18 protein-coding genes are annotated in these 14,994 nt (G+C 72.2%); 5 read left to right on the forward strand and 13 right to left on the reverse strand.

What is annotated here, in order from left to right; genetic code table 11:
* Positions 1-57: 57 nt before the first annotated feature.
* Complete coding sequence (locus AB0M30_RS34220) at positions 58-960, forward strand: 2-hydroxyacid dehydrogenase (protein ID WP_364592500.1); 903 nt, start codon at positions 58-60, stop codon at positions 958-960.
* On the opposite strand, the gene AB0M30_RS34225 is transcribed toward AB0M30_RS34220, so the two are convergent.
* The 3 genes from AB0M30_RS34225 to AB0M30_RS34235 are packed head-to-tail and all read right to left on the reverse strand — an operon-like array spanning position 941 to position 2,970.
* The gene (locus AB0M30_RS34225; RefSeq protein WP_364592503.1) at positions 941-1,111 is read right to left on the reverse strand and encodes a DUF397 domain-containing protein; all 171 of its coding nucleotides are present in this window, start codon (positions 1,109-1,111) and stop codon (positions 941-943) included. The genes AB0M30_RS34220 and AB0M30_RS34225 overlap by 20 nt on opposite strands.
* A gap of 16 nt (positions 1,112-1,127) precedes the next feature.
* The gene (locus AB0M30_RS34230) at positions 1,128-1,961 is read right to left on the reverse strand and encodes a helix-turn-helix transcriptional regulator (protein WP_364592506.1); all 834 of its coding nucleotides are present in this window, start codon (positions 1,959-1,961) and stop codon (positions 1,128-1,130) included.
* Positions 1,962-2,016: 55 nt separating this feature from the next.
* Positions 2,017-2,970, reverse strand: a complete 954-nt coding sequence (locus AB0M30_RS34235) for a GNAT family N-acetyltransferase (RefSeq protein WP_364592509.1) — start codon at positions 2,968-2,970, stop codon at positions 2,017-2,019.
* A gap of 157 nt (positions 2,971-3,127) precedes the next feature.
* Between AB0M30_RS34235 and yaaA the strand changes: the two genes are divergently transcribed.
* Positions 3,128-3,874 carry a peroxide stress protein YaaA gene (yaaA, locus tag AB0M30_RS34240; RefSeq protein ID WP_364592512.1) on the forward strand — a complete coding sequence of 249 codons (747 nt, stop codon included), beginning with the start codon at positions 3,128-3,130 and terminating at the stop codon, positions 3,872-3,874.
* Here yaaA and AB0M30_RS34245 read toward each other — a convergent pair.
* A complete protein-coding gene (locus AB0M30_RS34245; RefSeq protein WP_364592515.1) occupies positions 3,861-4,790 on the reverse strand; it encodes a GNAT family N-acetyltransferase in 930 nt (309 codons plus the stop codon). The two genes, yaaA and AB0M30_RS34245, sit on opposite strands and share 14 nt — an antisense overlap.
* A 35-nt stretch (positions 4,791-4,825) precedes the next feature.
* Complete coding sequence (locus AB0M30_RS34250) at positions 4,826-5,899, reverse strand: FAD-dependent oxidoreductase (protein WP_364592518.1); 1,074 nt, start codon at positions 5,897-5,899, stop codon at positions 4,826-4,828.
* An 83-nt stretch (positions 5,900-5,982) separates the two neighbouring features.
* Here AB0M30_RS34250 and AB0M30_RS34255 point away from each other — a divergent pair, with 83 nt between their 5' ends.
* Positions 5,983-6,537, forward strand: coding sequence for a suppressor of fused domain protein (locus tag AB0M30_RS34255; RefSeq protein WP_364592521.1), 555 nt, complete (start codon positions 5,983-5,985; stop codon positions 6,535-6,537).
* On the opposite strand, the gene AB0M30_RS34260 is transcribed toward AB0M30_RS34255, so the two are convergent.
* Genes AB0M30_RS34260 through AB0M30_RS34270 form a run of 3 tightly spaced genes read right to left on the reverse strand, consistent with a single transcriptional unit; the run spans position 6,534 to position 8,762 of the window.
* Positions 6,534-7,067, reverse strand: a complete 534-nt coding sequence (locus AB0M30_RS34260) for a TetR/AcrR family transcriptional regulator (RefSeq protein WP_364592524.1) — start codon at positions 7,065-7,067, stop codon at positions 6,534-6,536. The genes AB0M30_RS34255 and AB0M30_RS34260 overlap by 4 nt on opposite strands.
* Positions 7,067-7,870, reverse strand: coding sequence for an SAM-dependent methyltransferase (locus tag AB0M30_RS34265; RefSeq protein WP_364592526.1), 804 nt, complete (start codon positions 7,868-7,870; stop codon positions 7,067-7,069). Before AB0M30_RS34265 ends, AB0M30_RS34260 begins: the two co-directional genes overlap by 1 nt.
* A 46-nt stretch (positions 7,871-7,916) precedes the next feature.
* Complete coding sequence (locus AB0M30_RS34270) at positions 7,917-8,762, reverse strand: LysR substrate-binding domain-containing protein (protein ID WP_364592529.1); 846 nt, start codon at positions 8,760-8,762, stop codon at positions 7,917-7,919.
* 82 nt (positions 8,763-8,844) lie between these two features.
* Here AB0M30_RS34270 and AB0M30_RS34275 point away from each other — a divergent pair, with 82 nt between their 5' ends.
* Positions 8,845-9,738, forward strand: a complete 894-nt coding sequence (locus tag AB0M30_RS34275; protein WP_364592532.1) for an MBL fold metallo-hydrolase — start codon at positions 8,845-8,847, stop codon at positions 9,736-9,738.
* Here the strand turns inward: AB0M30_RS34275 and AB0M30_RS34280 are convergent.
* From AB0M30_RS34280 to AB0M30_RS34300, 5 genes are all read right to left on the reverse strand, one after another.
* Positions 9,728-10,630, reverse strand: a complete 903-nt coding sequence (locus AB0M30_RS34280; protein WP_364592535.1) for a hypothetical protein — start codon at positions 10,628-10,630, stop codon at positions 9,728-9,730. The two genes, AB0M30_RS34275 and AB0M30_RS34280, sit on opposite strands and share 11 nt — an antisense overlap.
* Positions 10,627-11,400, reverse strand: coding sequence for a hypothetical protein (locus tag AB0M30_RS34285; RefSeq protein WP_364592538.1), 774 nt, complete (start codon positions 11,398-11,400; stop codon positions 10,627-10,629). The genes AB0M30_RS34280 and AB0M30_RS34285 overlap by 4 nt, the downstream gene beginning before the upstream one ends.
* Positions 11,397-11,552: a hypothetical protein gene (locus AB0M30_RS34290; RefSeq protein WP_364592541.1), complete on the reverse strand. Its 156-nt coding sequence runs from the start codon at positions 11,550-11,552 to the stop codon at positions 11,397-11,399. Before AB0M30_RS34290 ends, AB0M30_RS34285 begins: the two co-directional genes overlap by 4 nt.
* Positions 11,533-11,802, reverse strand: coding sequence for a hypothetical protein (locus AB0M30_RS34295; RefSeq protein WP_364592543.1), 270 nt, complete (start codon positions 11,800-11,802; stop codon positions 11,533-11,535). The genes AB0M30_RS34290 and AB0M30_RS34295 overlap by 20 nt, the downstream gene beginning before the upstream one ends.
* Positions 11,803-11,971: 169 nt before the next feature.
* Positions 11,972-13,510: an NAD(P)/FAD-dependent oxidoreductase gene (locus AB0M30_RS34300; RefSeq protein ID WP_364592545.1), complete on the reverse strand. Its 1,539-nt coding sequence runs from the start codon at positions 13,508-13,510 to the stop codon at positions 11,972-11,974.
* A 287-nt stretch (positions 13,511-13,797) separates the two neighbouring features.
* Here AB0M30_RS34300 and AB0M30_RS34305 point away from each other — a divergent pair, with 287 nt between their 5' ends.
* Positions 13,798-14,760 carry an RIO1 family regulatory kinase/ATPase gene (locus tag AB0M30_RS34305; RefSeq protein ID WP_364592546.1) on the forward strand — a complete coding sequence of 321 codons (963 nt, stop codon included), beginning with the start codon at positions 13,798-13,800 and terminating at the stop codon, positions 14,758-14,760.
* Positions 14,761-14,994 lie beyond the last annotated feature (234 nt).

Raw genomic sequence — 14,994 nt, forward strand, 5'->3', positions numbered from 1 at the left:
ATAACGTAGCACGAGCCACCACGGGTCACCACGGACGACAGCGGGTAGAAAGGCGGCATGAGCGCTCGCGTATTGCTGCCCTGGACCGACATCGACGTGCCGGAGGGGCTCAGCGCCGCGTACTACGACGGCGTCGACGCCCCGCAGGCCGATCTCGGCGACGTCGAGTTCTACGTGCTGCCCTACGACCGCGGGCCGGAGCCCCCGAAGCTGATCAAGGAGCTGCCGGCGCTGCGGGTGGTGCAGTCGCTGTCGGCGGGGGTCGAGACGCTCGTGCCGCTGCTGCCCGAGGGCGTGCGCCTCGCGAACGGGCGCGGGCTGCACGACCTGAGCGTCGCCGAGCACGCCCTCGCGCTCGTCCACGCGGCGCAGCGGGACCTGCCGCGCTGGTTCGCGCAGCAGACGCGCGGTGAGTGGGTCCGCGAACACACGCGCTCGCTGGCCGACAGCCGGGTCCTCCTGGTCGGGTACGGCTCGATCGGGCAGGCCGTCGAACGCCAGCTGGTCGCCGCCGAGGCCGTGGTGACGAGGGTGGCGAGCCGCCCCCGTCCGGATGAGGACGTCCACGGCGTCGCCGACCTGCCCACGCTGCTGCCCGAGGCCGACATCGTGGTGCTGGTCCTGCCGGACACCCCCGCGACGCGCGGCCTCATCGGCCCCGGCGAGCTCGCCGCCCTCCCCGACGACGCCCTGGTGATCAACGTCGGCCGCGGCACGGCGATCGACACGGAAGCGCTCCTCGCCGAGACCCGCTCCGGGCGCCTCCGCGCCGGTCTCGACGTCGTGGACCCGGAACCGCTGCCCGCCGATCATCCACTGTGGACAGTCCCGGGCGTGGTCATCACCCCGCACATCGCCGGCGGGTCGGCGTCGTTCTATCCGCGCGCGAAGAAGCTGGCGGCGGAGCAGCTGCGGAGGTACGTCGAGGGCGAGGAGCTGCTCAACCTCGTAGTGCAGTGACGGCCGCGGCCCACGCGGCGCGCGAGACGGTCAGCTCGCCGTGCTCCCGGGCCTTCGTGTCCCGGATGCCGACCGAGCGGTCCAGCTTCACCTCGACACAGTTGGACTCAGCACCGCTGTAGCTCGACTTGCGCCAGACCATGTTCCCCACGCCGAGGCCTCCCGGGCTATCGCGCGACCTCCCGAAGCATGGCTCGGGTGTCGTCTTCACTCAGTGCCTTGCCAGCCAGGATCTTAGCCTGTTTCCGGTAGCTGCCGACTACCTGATCTTCGTGCAGGAACGCGGTGGCATGCGAGTTCTCCAGGTGCACGATCGAGGGCATGCCGGCGAACTCGTACAAGATAAATGAGCCGATCAACCCCCGGTGATAGCCGATATTCGCGGGCACGATCCGCACCGAGATGTTCGGCCTCTGCATCATAGTCAGCAGGTGATCCATCTGGTCCGACATCACGTCGGCACTGCCGATTTCTTCGCGGATCGCGATTTCGCCCACCAAAGCGATGAGCCGGACGGGATCCGGCCTCGTGAGAATCTCCTGCCGGTTCAACCGCGTGACCAGTCTGGTGTCGGCTTGCGGCAGCTCGATCTCCGAATTGGTCAGGATCGCCCGCGCGTAGTCCGGTGTCTGCAGGAGACCCGGCACGATCGCGAGCTCCCAGTTGGTGATGCGGGTGGCGGTGCGCTCGTACTCCACGATCCCGCTCAGCGCGGGCGGCAGATCGGACGGGTTCGAGTCCAGCCAGTTGTCGTCGCGGGCGTGCCTGGCCAGGCGCATCATGCGGTCGTACGTCACGTCGTCGACCCGCAGCGCGCCCAGCAACCTCGCCACGTCCTCCGGCTGCGGCACCCGCTGTCCCTTTTCCCACGCCGACAGCAGCTGCGGCAGAATCCGGACCATCCGGGCGAGTTCGCGCAGTCCCTTTCCCCGCGCTACTCGCACTTCGCGCAGCGAAGCGGCCAATGCCCTCGAACCAGGCGAGGTGGAAGTCGGCTTCATGTCGTGATGGTACGAATGCCGTCCATTCCCCGATCGGCGGTGGGGCGTCCCATTTTCAGGACAGCACGTACACGCGCCATTCGTCGTCGACGCGATATCCGCACCGTTCGTAGACACCCAGCGCGCGGTGCGCATTGTCGACGTCGACGTTGAGGGCGGACCGGTCGAATCCCGCCTCTTTGGCCGCCCGGAGGGTGTGCCCGAGCAACCCGGACGCGACGCCACGGCCGCGCAGCGCCGCCCGGGTTCCCACCCAGGTGGCGTAGTGCTCGCGGATGCCCGTCGCCTCGGTTTCGGACGCGTAGTGGTGGCTCAGCACGAAGGCGAGCACCTTTTCGCCGTCCAAGACGAGGAACGACAGCTCCGGGCGGAAGTCCTTCGAGCCGGTGACCAGGTGGCGCCAGGCGTCCGGCTCGTAGACCGTGCTGCCCCAGTGGCCGGCGAAGGTGTCGTTGCGGGCGTCGAGCGCGGCGAGGTCGTACTCGAAGGCGAACGGCACCGCCTCGAAGCCGTCCGGCAGCGGGGGCTGCGGCGGCAGGTCGGCGAGGCCGACGCGCATGTTGACCATCGTCCGGCCGTGCGTGTAACCCGCGCGGGTGAGGACGTCCGCGGTCCAGCGCTCGTTCTGGTGACTGCCGTGGTGCAGTTCGAGAGGCGCGCCCGGGAAGGCGCGCTCGTGCACCTCGCGGCTCGTGCGCGCGAACCACTCGGTCAGGTGACTGCCGACGGCGTCGGTGCGGTGCTCCGGGTGGACGACCGACTGGAGCCGGATCATGTGCACGGGATCGGCGGCGTCGCGGCGGCGGACCAGGCCGTAGCCCACGAGCCGGTCGCCCGCCCAAGCACCGGCGGTGGCGCGGAGCAGGTCGACGTTGGGGGCGTCCAGCTCGTCGCGGAGGTCTTCCGCGCTGAAGTGTTCACCCGTCCGGTCGACTTCCTCGGCGGCCGCGTACAGCCGGGCGAGGGCGGGAGCGTCGTCGAGGGCCAACGGGCGCCAGATCAGGTCCATCCCGGGAGGCTAAGCCGGGCGGCGGCGCCCGTGCACCCCGATTACCGGTCCGGACGAAAGCCCGCGGACACCGCCGAGAACCGGCCCCGCTCACCCGGCGCCCCGTCCGCCGTGGCTGCCCGGCCGGACCGGCACGATCGGCAAGTACGCTCGGGACGTGCTGGTGCTCCTCCCCCCTTCCGAAACCAAGGCCGACGGCGGCCGCGGCGGCCCCCTCGACCTCGGCGCGCTGTCGTTCCCCGAGCTGAACCCGACGCGCGCGAAGCTCGTCGACGCGCTGGCCGAGCTGGCCGCCGACGTCCCGGCCAGCATCGCGGCCCTGGGCCTCACCGAGCGGCAGGCGGGCGAGGTGGCACGCAACGCGGAGCTGTGGACGTCCCCGACGATGCCGGCGCTGCGCCGCTACACCGGCGTGCTGTACGACGCCTTGGACGTCAAGAGCTTCACGAAGGCGGGACTGGAGAAGGCCCACCGCCGCCTGGCGGTGACATCATCGCTGTTCGGCGTGGTGTCGGCCACCGACCCGATCCCGGCGTACCGCCTTTCGGGCGGCAACTCGCTGCCGGCGCTGGGCACGGTCCGCGGACTGTGGAAGCCGGTCCTCGAGCCGGTGCTGCAGGCGGTCGAGGGCTTGGTGGTCGACCTGCGCTCGGGCACGTACTCGGCGTTCGCCAAGCTGCGCCCGGACGCGGTAACGGTCCGCGTGGTGACGGAGAACGCCCGCGGCGAGCGCGTGACGGTGAGCCACTTCAACAAGGCGTACAAGGGCCGCCTGGCCCACGTGCTGGCGGCCACCCGCGCCGAGCCGTCCACTGTGGACCAGCTGGCGAAGGTGATCACCAAGGCTGGGCTGCTGGTCGAGCGCACCGGCGACAACGCACTGGAGCTGGTCACCGAGGGCTGACGGCCCGTTCGAACAAGGCCCCGGAGAGGCTGTTGACGACCCGCACGAGCCGGAAACCCTGCCGGCGGTAGTAGGCATGCAGCCGGCTGTTGGTGGTCCAGGCATCAAGCCGGACAAACCGTTTCCCCCGCCGCCCAGCCTCCTCGGCGGCTTCCCGGATCAGCCACGACCCAACGCCGAGCCCGGCAAAGCGCCGGTCAACGGCGAACCGGCCGAGGTAGAGCGCGGAGTGGGGATCATCGGCCGGGAGCCAAGAGGCGGGGGCAGCTTCGCCGAGGGTCATGGTGGCGACGGGAACAGCCTGGCTCGCGGGTCCGCCGCCGCCGAAGCCGCCGCCGCCCCCACGAACGCCGAAGCGGCCGCCGCCCGCGCTCCCGCCACCGCCCGCCCCGCCACCGCCGATGCTGCCGCAGCCCCTGCTACCGCCGAAGCCGCCGCCGCTCTCGCCGAAGTCGCCGCCGCCCGGACCGAAGCCACCGCCTTCGCCGCCACTGCCGCCACTGCCGCCACTGCCGCCACCGCCGACCTCACGGTCGCCGAAGCTACCGCCGCCTCCGCCACCACCGAAGCCGCCGCCCTCGCCCCTGCCGAAGCCGCCGTCCTCCCCGCCACCACCGAAGCCGAAGCTGCCATCGTCGAAGCCGCCGCAGCCCACGCCATCGCCGCCACCGCTACCGAAGCCGCCTCCGCCATCGCCGCCACCGCTCGCCGGGGTGGCCTCGGCTGCCGCGGAATCCCCCAGCAGCGGCACCGGCGCGGTCAGCGGGCCGGGCAGCTTTTCCGCCACCCGGAGACCGCCCGTCTCCAGGCCGGGGCGCAGTTCCTCCGCCCGCCACCGCGCTCCCGCCCATTGGTCGGTGCCCTGGGAGCCCAGCCAGTCACTCGCGCCGTCGAGGATCGCCAATACGGCGGGCAAATCCGCCTCCGTCGCCGTGCGGAGGCGATATCCGCTCAAAACCGGTCCGGGGCGAACGGGCTCAAGTCGAAGCCCGGGTCCTCGCCCACCGCGATCGCCGCCACCAGCTTTCCCGCGAACGGTGCGTTCGTGAGCCCGCCCGCGCCGAAGCCCGTCGACACGAGCAGGCCCGGGCGGATGAGGCCCAGCACCGGGAGCCCGTCCGGCGTGCCCGGGCGGAAGCCGACCCGGGTCTCGGCGAGGGTTGCGTCCGCGAGGCCCGGCGCCACCGCCAGCGCGTTCTCCAGCACCTCGCGCTGGCCGGCCGCCGTGACGCGGTAGTCGAAGCCCGACTCCGCCTCGCGCGTCGCGCCCGCCACCACCCGGCCGCCGCCGAACGCCAGGAGGTAGTGGCCGGTGGTCTGCGGGAGGACCACCGGCCATGCCGCCGTTTCCGTGCCCGGCAGGGCGAAGTGGCTGATCTGGCCGCGGTGCGGCGTCACCGGCAGGTCGATCCCCAGCGGCGCCAGCAGGTCCCGGCTCCACGCACCGGCCGCGACCACGACGCTGTCCGCTTCGAGCGGGCCGTCCGGGCTCGCCACCGTGCCGTCGGCGCGGAACGCGACCTCGCCCTCGACGAACTTCGCGCCCCGGCGCTCGGCGGCCGCCAGCAGGGCGCGGCGCAGCAGATGCCCGTCGACGCGGCCGGCGCCCGCCAGGTGCACCGCGCCGAGCCCGGGCGCCAGCGCCGGGAACAGCTCGCGTGCCTGCGCCGGGTCGAGGCGCCGGACCTCGCCGATCTCGGGGGCGACCGCCGCCCGCGACGTCAGGCGCTCGTGCGCTTGCGCCAGCTCCGCGTCGTCGGCCGAGACCACCATGCCGCCGACCACCTCGAACGACGAACCTTCGAGTTCCGCGGTGAACTCCCGGTAGTACCGGCCGGCGGCCGCCGCCAGCGGGTACAGCGCGTCCTCCCAGCGCGACGTCCAGGGACTGACGATGCCGGCGCCGGCTTCGGTCGCCGTCCCCGGGCGCGCCGCGTCCGCCACGATCACTTCCGCGCCGAGGCCCGCCAGGTGCCAGGCCGTCGCCGCGCCGCCGATTCCGCTGCCGATCACGAGCACTCGCATGGTCCCCACCCTGCCCGATTTTGCCGCGCCCGGGCCAACGGGATAACCCACGCCGACGCGCGGCCGGTCGTATGCTGCGCGCCATGCCGAGCCGTGCCGAGCGGTATTTCGCCCATCTCGACACCCTGACGGGGTCCGCCGCGCCCCGGCTGCAGCCCATCCCCTCGACGCAGCCCGGGCTCGACGACGTCATCGCGTTCGTCTACGCCGACCAGCCCGAACCGCGCTACCTGACCGGCGCGACCTACGGCCTTTCCCTGGCCGACCACCCGGACTGGCACGGCGTGCGGCCGGAGCTGTGGATCAGCGTCCGGTCCGACGACCCGACCTGGGCACTGGCCATCGGCTACCTGGCCGAGCAGCTGCGCGGGAGGTGCCCGTTCGTCTACGGCGACACCATCGACTTCGGCCAGCCGATCGCGCCGGAGTCGTCGATGACGGCGTTCGCCATTTCGGCGCCGTCCGGCCTCGACGCCCACCAGTACACGCTGATCGACATCGGCGGCGCGCCGATCAGCATCGCGGGCTGCTACCCCGTGCACGACACCGAGCGGAAGTACATCCGCGAGCACGGCATCGACGCGTTCTGGCAGCTGGACTGGGACCTCTACGACGTCCGCCGCCCACCGGTGGTCTAGCCGCGACGCCGCACGAGGTCGCCGACCGCGGCCACGAACGCCTCGACGTCCAGGTCGTCGTCCCAGGATGCCTGCAGCAGCAACCCTTGGTAGATGGCGACGAGCACGCGGATGAGAGCCGGCGGCGCGACGTTCCCGAACGCCTCGAGCTGCTCGTCCACACCTTGGCGGGCGAGGGCACGGATGCGGGGTTCGCGGACGGTCTCGGCCCACGCTTGCATCCCGAGGTTCCGCTGCGGCGCCGCGTCCGGGGCGGCGATGGCCCGCAGGAGGCCGAGGTAGGCGTCGAGGGGATCGCTCGCGGTCCCGAGGTCCGCCGAGCGGGTCGTGTGCCATTCCTCGACGATCGCGAGGATCACGTCTTCCTTGCCGGGGAAGTACCGGTAGATCAGCCCGGCGGACAGACCGGACTCCTTGAGGATGTCCTGCATCGACGTGCGGTGGAAACCGTTGCGGGCGAAGCAGCCGGCGGCGGCGTCGAGGATCTGCCGACGACGGTTCGTCAGGTGCTCCGCGCTGACCTTGGGCATTACCGGACCACCGCCCACGCGATCCGGTAGAACTCCGCGGCGGGCTCGTCCCGGCGGTAGCGGGCGGCCGCTTCCTTCGCCGACAGGTCGCCCTTCAGGTCCAGGCCGCGTTCGGCCAGGTAACCGGGCACGTCGGCGGGGTGGAGACCGAACGTCCACGGCTCGCCGGCCTTTTCGACCTCCCGGTGCCACGCGGTGTCGGCGCCGAGCGCCGCACGGTCGACGTAGGTGAAGATGATCGTGCTGCCGGAGGCGACGATCATGGTCAAGGCACGGAAGGTCGCGTCGACGGCCTGCGCGGTGAGGTAGTTCGTGACGCCCTCCCAGATGACCGCTGTGCGCCGGGCGGGGAGGCCGTCGAGGGCCACGGCGAGGCTTTCGGTGTTCAGATCGACGGGGACGTAGTGGACGTGCGGACGGTCGGCGAGGTGCTGCCGCTTGGCCCGCTGGGTGGCCGGGTGGTCGACCTCGTAGGTGGGCGGCATCCCGGGGACGCGGTGGGCGCGGCTGTCGTAGCCGGCGCCGAGCAGGAGAACCTGTTCCGGCCGGGCTTCGGCGAGGAGATCGTCGATGAGCCGGGTGCGGGCGACGGCGGACGTGCGGGGGCCGCCCGGATAGCGGCGGTCGATGAGCCGCGCGATGCCCTGGCCGACGGGCGGCACCGCGGCGGCCCGCACGAGCCAGCGGTAGCGGGCGGACAGGAACCGGATGGCGTGGTCGTCGGCGAAGAGCCGGTCGCGGCGCCGGGTCTCGAGGGCCCGGAAGAGGGCGACGTGCTCGGCGGTGCGGCTGCAGGAGCGCATGCGGTCAGCATAGTGAATGAACGTTCGTTTTCCAGTCCGACCCCGCTCAACCCCGGTACGCCGCCACAGCGAGCTGCACGAACGACCGGACCAGCGGCCCGGTGTCCTTCCAGGCGACGAGCACGGGGCTCGGCGCCATGTCGGTGAGCGGCACCAGGACCAGTTCGCCCGGCGGCCGGTGCCCGAGGGGCATCAGCCCGACGGTGCCGTTCCAGAGCACGGCCTGCAGGCACTCCTGGACCGCCCGCACGACCGGCCCTTCGCGGGGTTCGCCGCCGTGCCAGTAGGACTGCCAAAGCGGATCGGTGCCGTCCGGGAACCGGAACCAGCGCCGTCCGGCCAGGTCGGCGAGCGTGACGTGGGCATGGCCGGCCAGCGGGTCGTCCGCCCGCAGCACCGCGCCCACCGGGTCGGCGCGCAGTTCGTTTACCGCCAGGCCGGTCTCGTCGAAGGGCCCGCGGGTCAGCGCGACGTCGACCACTCCGGCACGCAGCCCGCACGTCGGGTCGGTGAGGTCCGCGTCGCGGACGCGGACCTCGACGTCCGGGTGCTGCCGCCGGTAGGCGTCGGCGAGCCGGGTCGCGGCCGGGTCGGCGCTGTCGCCGAGGATGCCGACGGTGAGGCTCGGCGCGCCCGCCGCCGTGGCGACGCGCACGCGAGCCTGGTCGGCCTGGTCGAGCAGCGCTCGCGCCTCGGCCAGGAGCGCCGTCCCCGCCGGGGTGAGCGTGACGCCCGCGGCGGACCGCACCAGCAGGACGGCGCCGACGTCGGTTTCCAGCTGCTTGATCGCCCGGCTCAGCGGCGGCTGGCTCATGTGCAGCCGCGCCGCGGCCCGGCCGAAGTGGAGTTCCTCGGCGACCGCGACGAAGTACCGCAACGTGCGCAGCTCCATGACCGGCGACGATATTCGCCCGGTATCGGCCCCACCGAACCGGTCTTGGACGCCGGCGCCCGGGCGGCGGTGGAATCGAAGCATGACCGAGCTGACCGATCCCGCCGTGCGCGTCTCCGGCGCCCGCGAGATCGCCCCCGACCTGCTGGTGATCCCGAACGACCACGTCGACCTGGTGCCCAACATCGGTGTCGTCGGCGGCACCGAGGCCGTCCTGGTCGTCGACACGGGCATCGGCACCGCCAACGCGGCGCAGGTGCTCGCCTTCGCGCGCGAAGTGGCGAAGGGCCGACGCCTGTACCTGACCACGACGCACTTCCACCCCGAGCACGCGTTCGGCGCGCAGGTCTTCGCCGGCGAGGCCACCTACCTGGTCAACCGCGGCCAGGCCGAGGACCTCGCCACCAGGGGCGCGGGGTACCTGGCGATGTTCCGCGGCCTGGGCGAGCCGATCGCCCGCCGCCTCGACGGCGTCCACGTGCCTGCGCCCGACGAGGTCTACGACGGCTCGCGGGACCTCGACCTCGGCGGCCGGACCGTCCGGCTGCGCCCGACCGGCCGGGGCCACACCGCCGGGGACCAGGTCGTCGAGGTCCCGGACGCCGGCGTCCTGTTCACCGGCGACCTGGCCGAGACCGGGCAGTTCGCCATCTTCCCGTGGTTCCCGCCGCACGACACGGACGTCTCGGGCGTCGGCTGGCTCGCCGTCCTCGACCGGTTGGTGTCGGCGGGGCCTCGCGTGGTCGTCCCCGGGCACGGCGACATCGGCGGGCTGCCGGTGCTCACCGACGTCCGCGACTACCTGCGGGAGCTGCGCGACGAGACCTGGCGGCGCCGGGACTCGGCGATGGACTCCGGCCGGCTCGTCGCGGAGGTCCGGGCGGTGCTCGTCGAGCGCCATCCGGAGTGGGCGGGCCGGGAGTGGATCGAGCCGGGCATCGGCTGCCTCTGCGCGGAACACGACGTCACGGCGTGACGAGCCATTCGACGATCGCCCGCGAGATGGCGCCGCCGGCTCGCTCGTCGTAGCCCTCGAAGCACGGCATCGAGTTGGCCTCCAGGAAGAACCACTCGCCGGTGGCGCGGTCGATCTTGAAGTCGACGCCCAGCAACGGGACGCCGCAGTGCGCAGTCAGCCGCGCACAGCCTTCGGTGATCTCCGGGGGCGGGACCGACGGGCGGTAGTCATTGGCCCCGCGGACGGTCCGGTAGTCGAGCACCGGCGAGTCGATCAGCTCGCCGAACGACCGGCCGCCCACGACGTGGACCCGCACGTCCGGCCCGACGATCCGCTCCTGGAACAGCACCGGCAGGTGGACGAGCCGCGGCAGCCGGGCCTCGTGGTGCGGTTCGAAGACCGTCGCCCACGTCTTCGTCGCGCTGGCGCCCTTGAAGATCGCTCCGGCACGGCAGCCGCGGACGAAATCCCGTGCCTCCTGCGGGTCCGAGGTGAGGCAGGTTTCCGGAATCCGCCACCCGCCGACTTCGCCGAGGGCCACCGAATGCAGCAGCTTGGTGAATCCCGACGCTTCGCGCAGCGGCGGGTTCATCACCTTGCCGGGCACGAATTCGAGGATCCGCGCCAGCGCCTCGGTCTGGCCCGCCGAGGCCGCCGCCAGCTCGTCGGTGGGCGCGGCGGAGGCGACCGCCACCAGCCGGCACCAGACGGCGGCGTAGTCCCCGGCCCGGTGGCTCTCACCGTCCAGCGACAACACGGTTTCGGCCGGGCACTCCAGGGAAATCCGGATGCTGCCGCGCATCGCCAGCGAGGGCAGGTCGACCGGCCGGAACGCGATCCCGGCCCGGCGCAGGGCCCGCAGACCGGCCGTGAAGGTCGGGTCGGCCGCGACACCGAGGCAAAGGATCACGGGGTGAGCCCGGCCAGCAGCGCCGCGTAGACCCGGTCCTCGAGGTCCGGGAACAGCTCGTGCCCCGGCCAGCACGAGACGTCGGCCAGCCGCGGGACAGCGGCCTGGAGTTCCGCGCGGAAGTCGGCGAACACCGTGCCCCGCCCGCGGAGCCAGCCGACGATCGGGGCCACCCGGTCCGCCGTTTCCCGGGCGAGCCGTCCTCCGGCGGCACCCACCTCGAAGACCTCAGCTCCGGCGACGACGAACCGGCGCGCGCGGCCGGGGTCGGCGATCTGGACGACGTCGAACCGGCTGCGCGGCGCGTCGGGATCCACCACTGTCCACTCGGGAATGCGGTACACCTCCCGTCCGGGCGCCGAACCGTCGTTGAGGAGCACCGTGCGCGGCGGCTCGACGACCCCGGCGCCGGCGAGTTCCAGCGGGTCCAGGCGCGCCAGGAAGCCGTGTTCCGACGGCCGGTTGACCACCGGCCCCGGCCACAGCGCCACCGCCGACCACAACGCCGCGTAGGTCTCGGCCGCGGCGAACGCGCGGTCCGGATCCGGCTCGTCACCCCAGCCGCCGGTGCCACGGTTGAGGATCCCGCTGACCTCGGCGCCGTCGAACGTCAGCCGCGTACGGCAGACCCGCTCCCGGGTCGCCCGCACCGAGACGCCGACCCGGCCGAACCCGTGCGCGACGACCGCCGGAATCCCTTGCCCGGCCGCGAAACCGGCGAACCGGGCCGCCGTCTCGTCCGTGTCCGGAGCGATGACCAGGAGCGTCATCGCCCGCTGGTTTCCCAGACCTCGAGGGCCGCCGCGACCTGCCAGGCGGTTCTCGCCAATTCGTCGGCGACCGGGGGCCGCGCTTCGGCCGGGATGAACGGTTCGCCGGGCGCGACGGTGCCGCCGTCACCTTCAGCGGAACCGGCCGGCATACCGCTCCGCGGATTCGCTGGTCTCGGTGTTCTCGCTGGTTTCCGTCATCTCGGAACGCTCGGTGCTCTCGCTTCCTTCGGTGCCTTCCTTTCCTTCGGAACTCTCGCTGGTTTCGGAACTCTCGGTACCCTCGGACCCGATCCGTGACGATTCGGGAATTCCGGCCCGGGCGGTCACGCCGAGGTAGCTCGCCGCGCGCCTTCTGATCTCGAGCGGGAAATCCGTGAATGCCGCGTGTTCGTCCATCATGACCCCTCCCGCGCCCCACCGCCGCTGGCCATTTCATGGGAGCACCGGTGGATCCGGGTGTCAACGCCGCTTCGCGCGATGCACCTGCATGGGGCAGCGCCGATTCGGCGGAAACAGTGTCTTTTTCACCGGATATGGAGCGCGGGCAATTCAGGATCACCGATTCCGGTCAGGCACCCGGGGCGCCGAGTACCGCCATCGCCGCGTTGTGGCCGGGGATGCCGCTGACACCACCTCCTCTCGCGGCACCCGCGCCGCACAACAGGATGCGTTCGTGGGCGGTCTCGACGCCCCAGCTGCCCGCCTGGGCCGGATCCTCCGCGTGCGGCCACGACAGGTCCCGGTGGAAGATGTGCCCCGCCGGAAGGCCCAGCTCGGCTTCCAGGTCCAACGGGGTTTTCGCTTCCACACAGGGCCGGCCGTCCGGCGCGGTGAGCAGGCAGTCCTCGATCGGCTCGGCCAGCACGCTGTTCAGCGAAGCCAGCGTCGCGCGCAACGCCGCTTCGCGTGCCTCTTCGTTGCGCCCCTCGAAGAGGCGGGCCGGCATGTGCAGGCCGAACAGGGTGAGGGTGTGCGTGCCGGCCGAGCGTTCGGCCGGGCCGAGGATCGACGGATCCGTCAACGAGTGGCAATAGATTTCGCAGGGCGGCAGCGTGGGGATCCTGCCCGCCGCCGCCTCGCGGTACGCCGCCTCCAGCTGCGTGAAGGTTTCGTTGACGTGGAAGGTGCCACCGAACGCGTCGGCCGGATCGACGCCGGGGTCACGCAGCCTCGGCAGCCGCGTCAGCACCATGTTCACCTTCAGCTGTGCGCCTTCCGGGCGTTCCGCCGGTTCCTCGCCCAGCAGCCGCGCGAGCGTCGCCGGCGCGACGTTCGCCAGGACGTGCCCGGCCCGGACGGCGAATTCGGTGTCGTCACGCCGGTAACGCACCTCGCCGTCCGGGTCGATCGCGAGCACCTCCGCACCGGTCATCGGGCGCGCGCCCGCCGCGGCGGCAGCCGCCGCGAGCGAACGGGTGACCGCGCCCATGCCGCCGACCGGGACGTCCCAGTCGCCGGTGCCGTTGCCGATCACGTGGTAGAGCAGGCACCGGTTCTGCCGCAGGTCCTCGCCGTCCGCCGGGGCGAACGTGCCGATCAGCGCGTCGGTGAGCACCACGCCGCGCACCGTGTCGTCGACGAACCACGATGTGAGCGCTTCGCCGATCGGCCGTTCGAACAGCAAGGACCACGCCTCGGCGTCGCCGAGGCGTGCGCGGAAGTCCACTTCGGACAGCAGTGGCTCGGTGAGCGTCCCGAACGCGCGCCCGGCGACGCGCCCGGTCAGCTCGTAGAACCGCTGCCAGGCCGAGAAGTCCGCTGTGGACCCGGTGACCGCCCGGAACGACGACGCCGTCCGGATGGCGTCGTCGTTGTCGACAAGGAGACCGGAGCCGCCCGACGGGGTGTAGGACGACATTCGGCGCCGTCGCAGCTCCACGTCGAGGCCGAGGTCGGCCACGATCTTCTTCGGCAGCAGGCTGACCAGGTACGAGTAGCGCGAAAGCCGGACGTCCACGCCCTCGAACGCACGGAACGAGACGGCGGCGCCACCGGTCTCATCCCGCCGTTCGAGCACGAGCACCGACCGGCCCGCCCGCGCCAGGTACGCGGCCGCCACCAGGCCGTTGTGCCCGCCGCCGACGATCACCACGTCGTAGCTGTCCATCTGCCGCCCCTCCTAGTTCGGCCTGCCCTTTCATCGTGACCATGCCGCGGGGCCGAATTCAAGGAAACGTCCGGAATACTCCTTTCGCGGCGGCCCCGCTAAAAATCCGGTTGCGCGGTGCCGGATAGGTCCGGCACCCTGAACGCGAGCCGGCAGGGAGCCGGTGGATGAGAACGGGAGGTGCCTGTCGTGATGACTGTCCGGGCCCTTTCGCGCCCTCGCCCACCCGCCCCCCGAGGCTGATCACGCGCCCGGTGGGGCACCCCTGAACAAGGAGAACCCCACCAGTGCGCCAGCACGACTTCGAAGACTTCGACCTGTTCGACGAGCAGCCCACCCGCCGCCAGGCGCGTTCGCGCCGCCGCGGGCGGTTCGACGAACCCGAGCCCACCCGCAGCGGCCGGCTGACCGAAGCCGAACGCGTCCGCCTCACGAAACTGCGCGACGACGCCTACACCGAAAACCAGCTGCCCGACGGGGCCGACCGCTGGTCCACCTGGGACGACGCCGAACACGGTCCGTCACCCCGGCCGGACTGGGTCGTCACCGAGCTCGCCGCGGTCGACACCGACCTCGGCGTCCTCAAGACCGGCAAGGAGGCCGACGTCCACCTCCTGCGGCGCGGGCTGCCCGGCACACCGGGCACGCTGCTCGCGGCGAAGCGCTACCGCAGCGACGAACACAAGCTGTTCCACCGCGACGCCGGCTACCTCGAGGGGCGGCGGATGCGCCGTTCCCGGGAGATGCGGGCGATGACGCAGCGCAGCGCGTTCGGCCGCAACCTCATCGCCGAACAGTGGGCGGTCGCGGAGTTCGCCGCGTTGAGTCGCCTGTGGACGCTCGGCGCGCCGGTGCCCTACCCGGTGCAGCGCGAGGGCACGGAACTGCTGCTCGAGTTCCTCGGCGAGGAAGACGGCACCGCCGCACCCCGGCTGGCCCAGGTCCGCCCGGACCCGGACGAGCTGAGGGACCTGTGGTTCCAGGCCACTGCCGCGCTCGAACTGCTCGCCTCCGAGGGGCTCGCGCACGGCGACCTCTCGGCGTACAACCTGCTCGTGCACCGCGGCCGGGTGATGGTGATCGACCTGCCTCAGGTCGTCGATGTCGTGGCCAACCCCGGCGGCGTCGAATTCCTGGCACGTGACGTGCGCAACCTGGCCGGCTGGTTCCACGGCCGGGGTCTCGGCGAGCACGTGACGAGGACCGGAGAACTGCTGGTGGAGCTCGTTTCCGCCGCCGGGCTGGAGTGAATCGTGGGCGGCGTCGCGACTGTGGCCTGGACCACGACTGCGACACCGCCCACAACCGGTGACCTCGATGAGTAGTCCTGGCTCCGGTTCGGGTACAGTGAGTACAGACCGCAACCGGCGGCGTGGATGAGTTGGTGTCCGTCGCCTCCAGAGTCGTGAGAAGGCACAGCCACCGAATGGCTCGCGGTGATCCGAAGTAATCCAAGCGGCGCGCAGTGTCGGCAAGCGATGACA

This window comes from Amycolatopsis sp. NPDC051716, from assembly GCF_040681595.1.
Taxonomy (GTDB): Bacteria; Actinomycetota; Actinomycetes; order Mycobacteriales; family Pseudonocardiaceae; genus Amycolatopsis.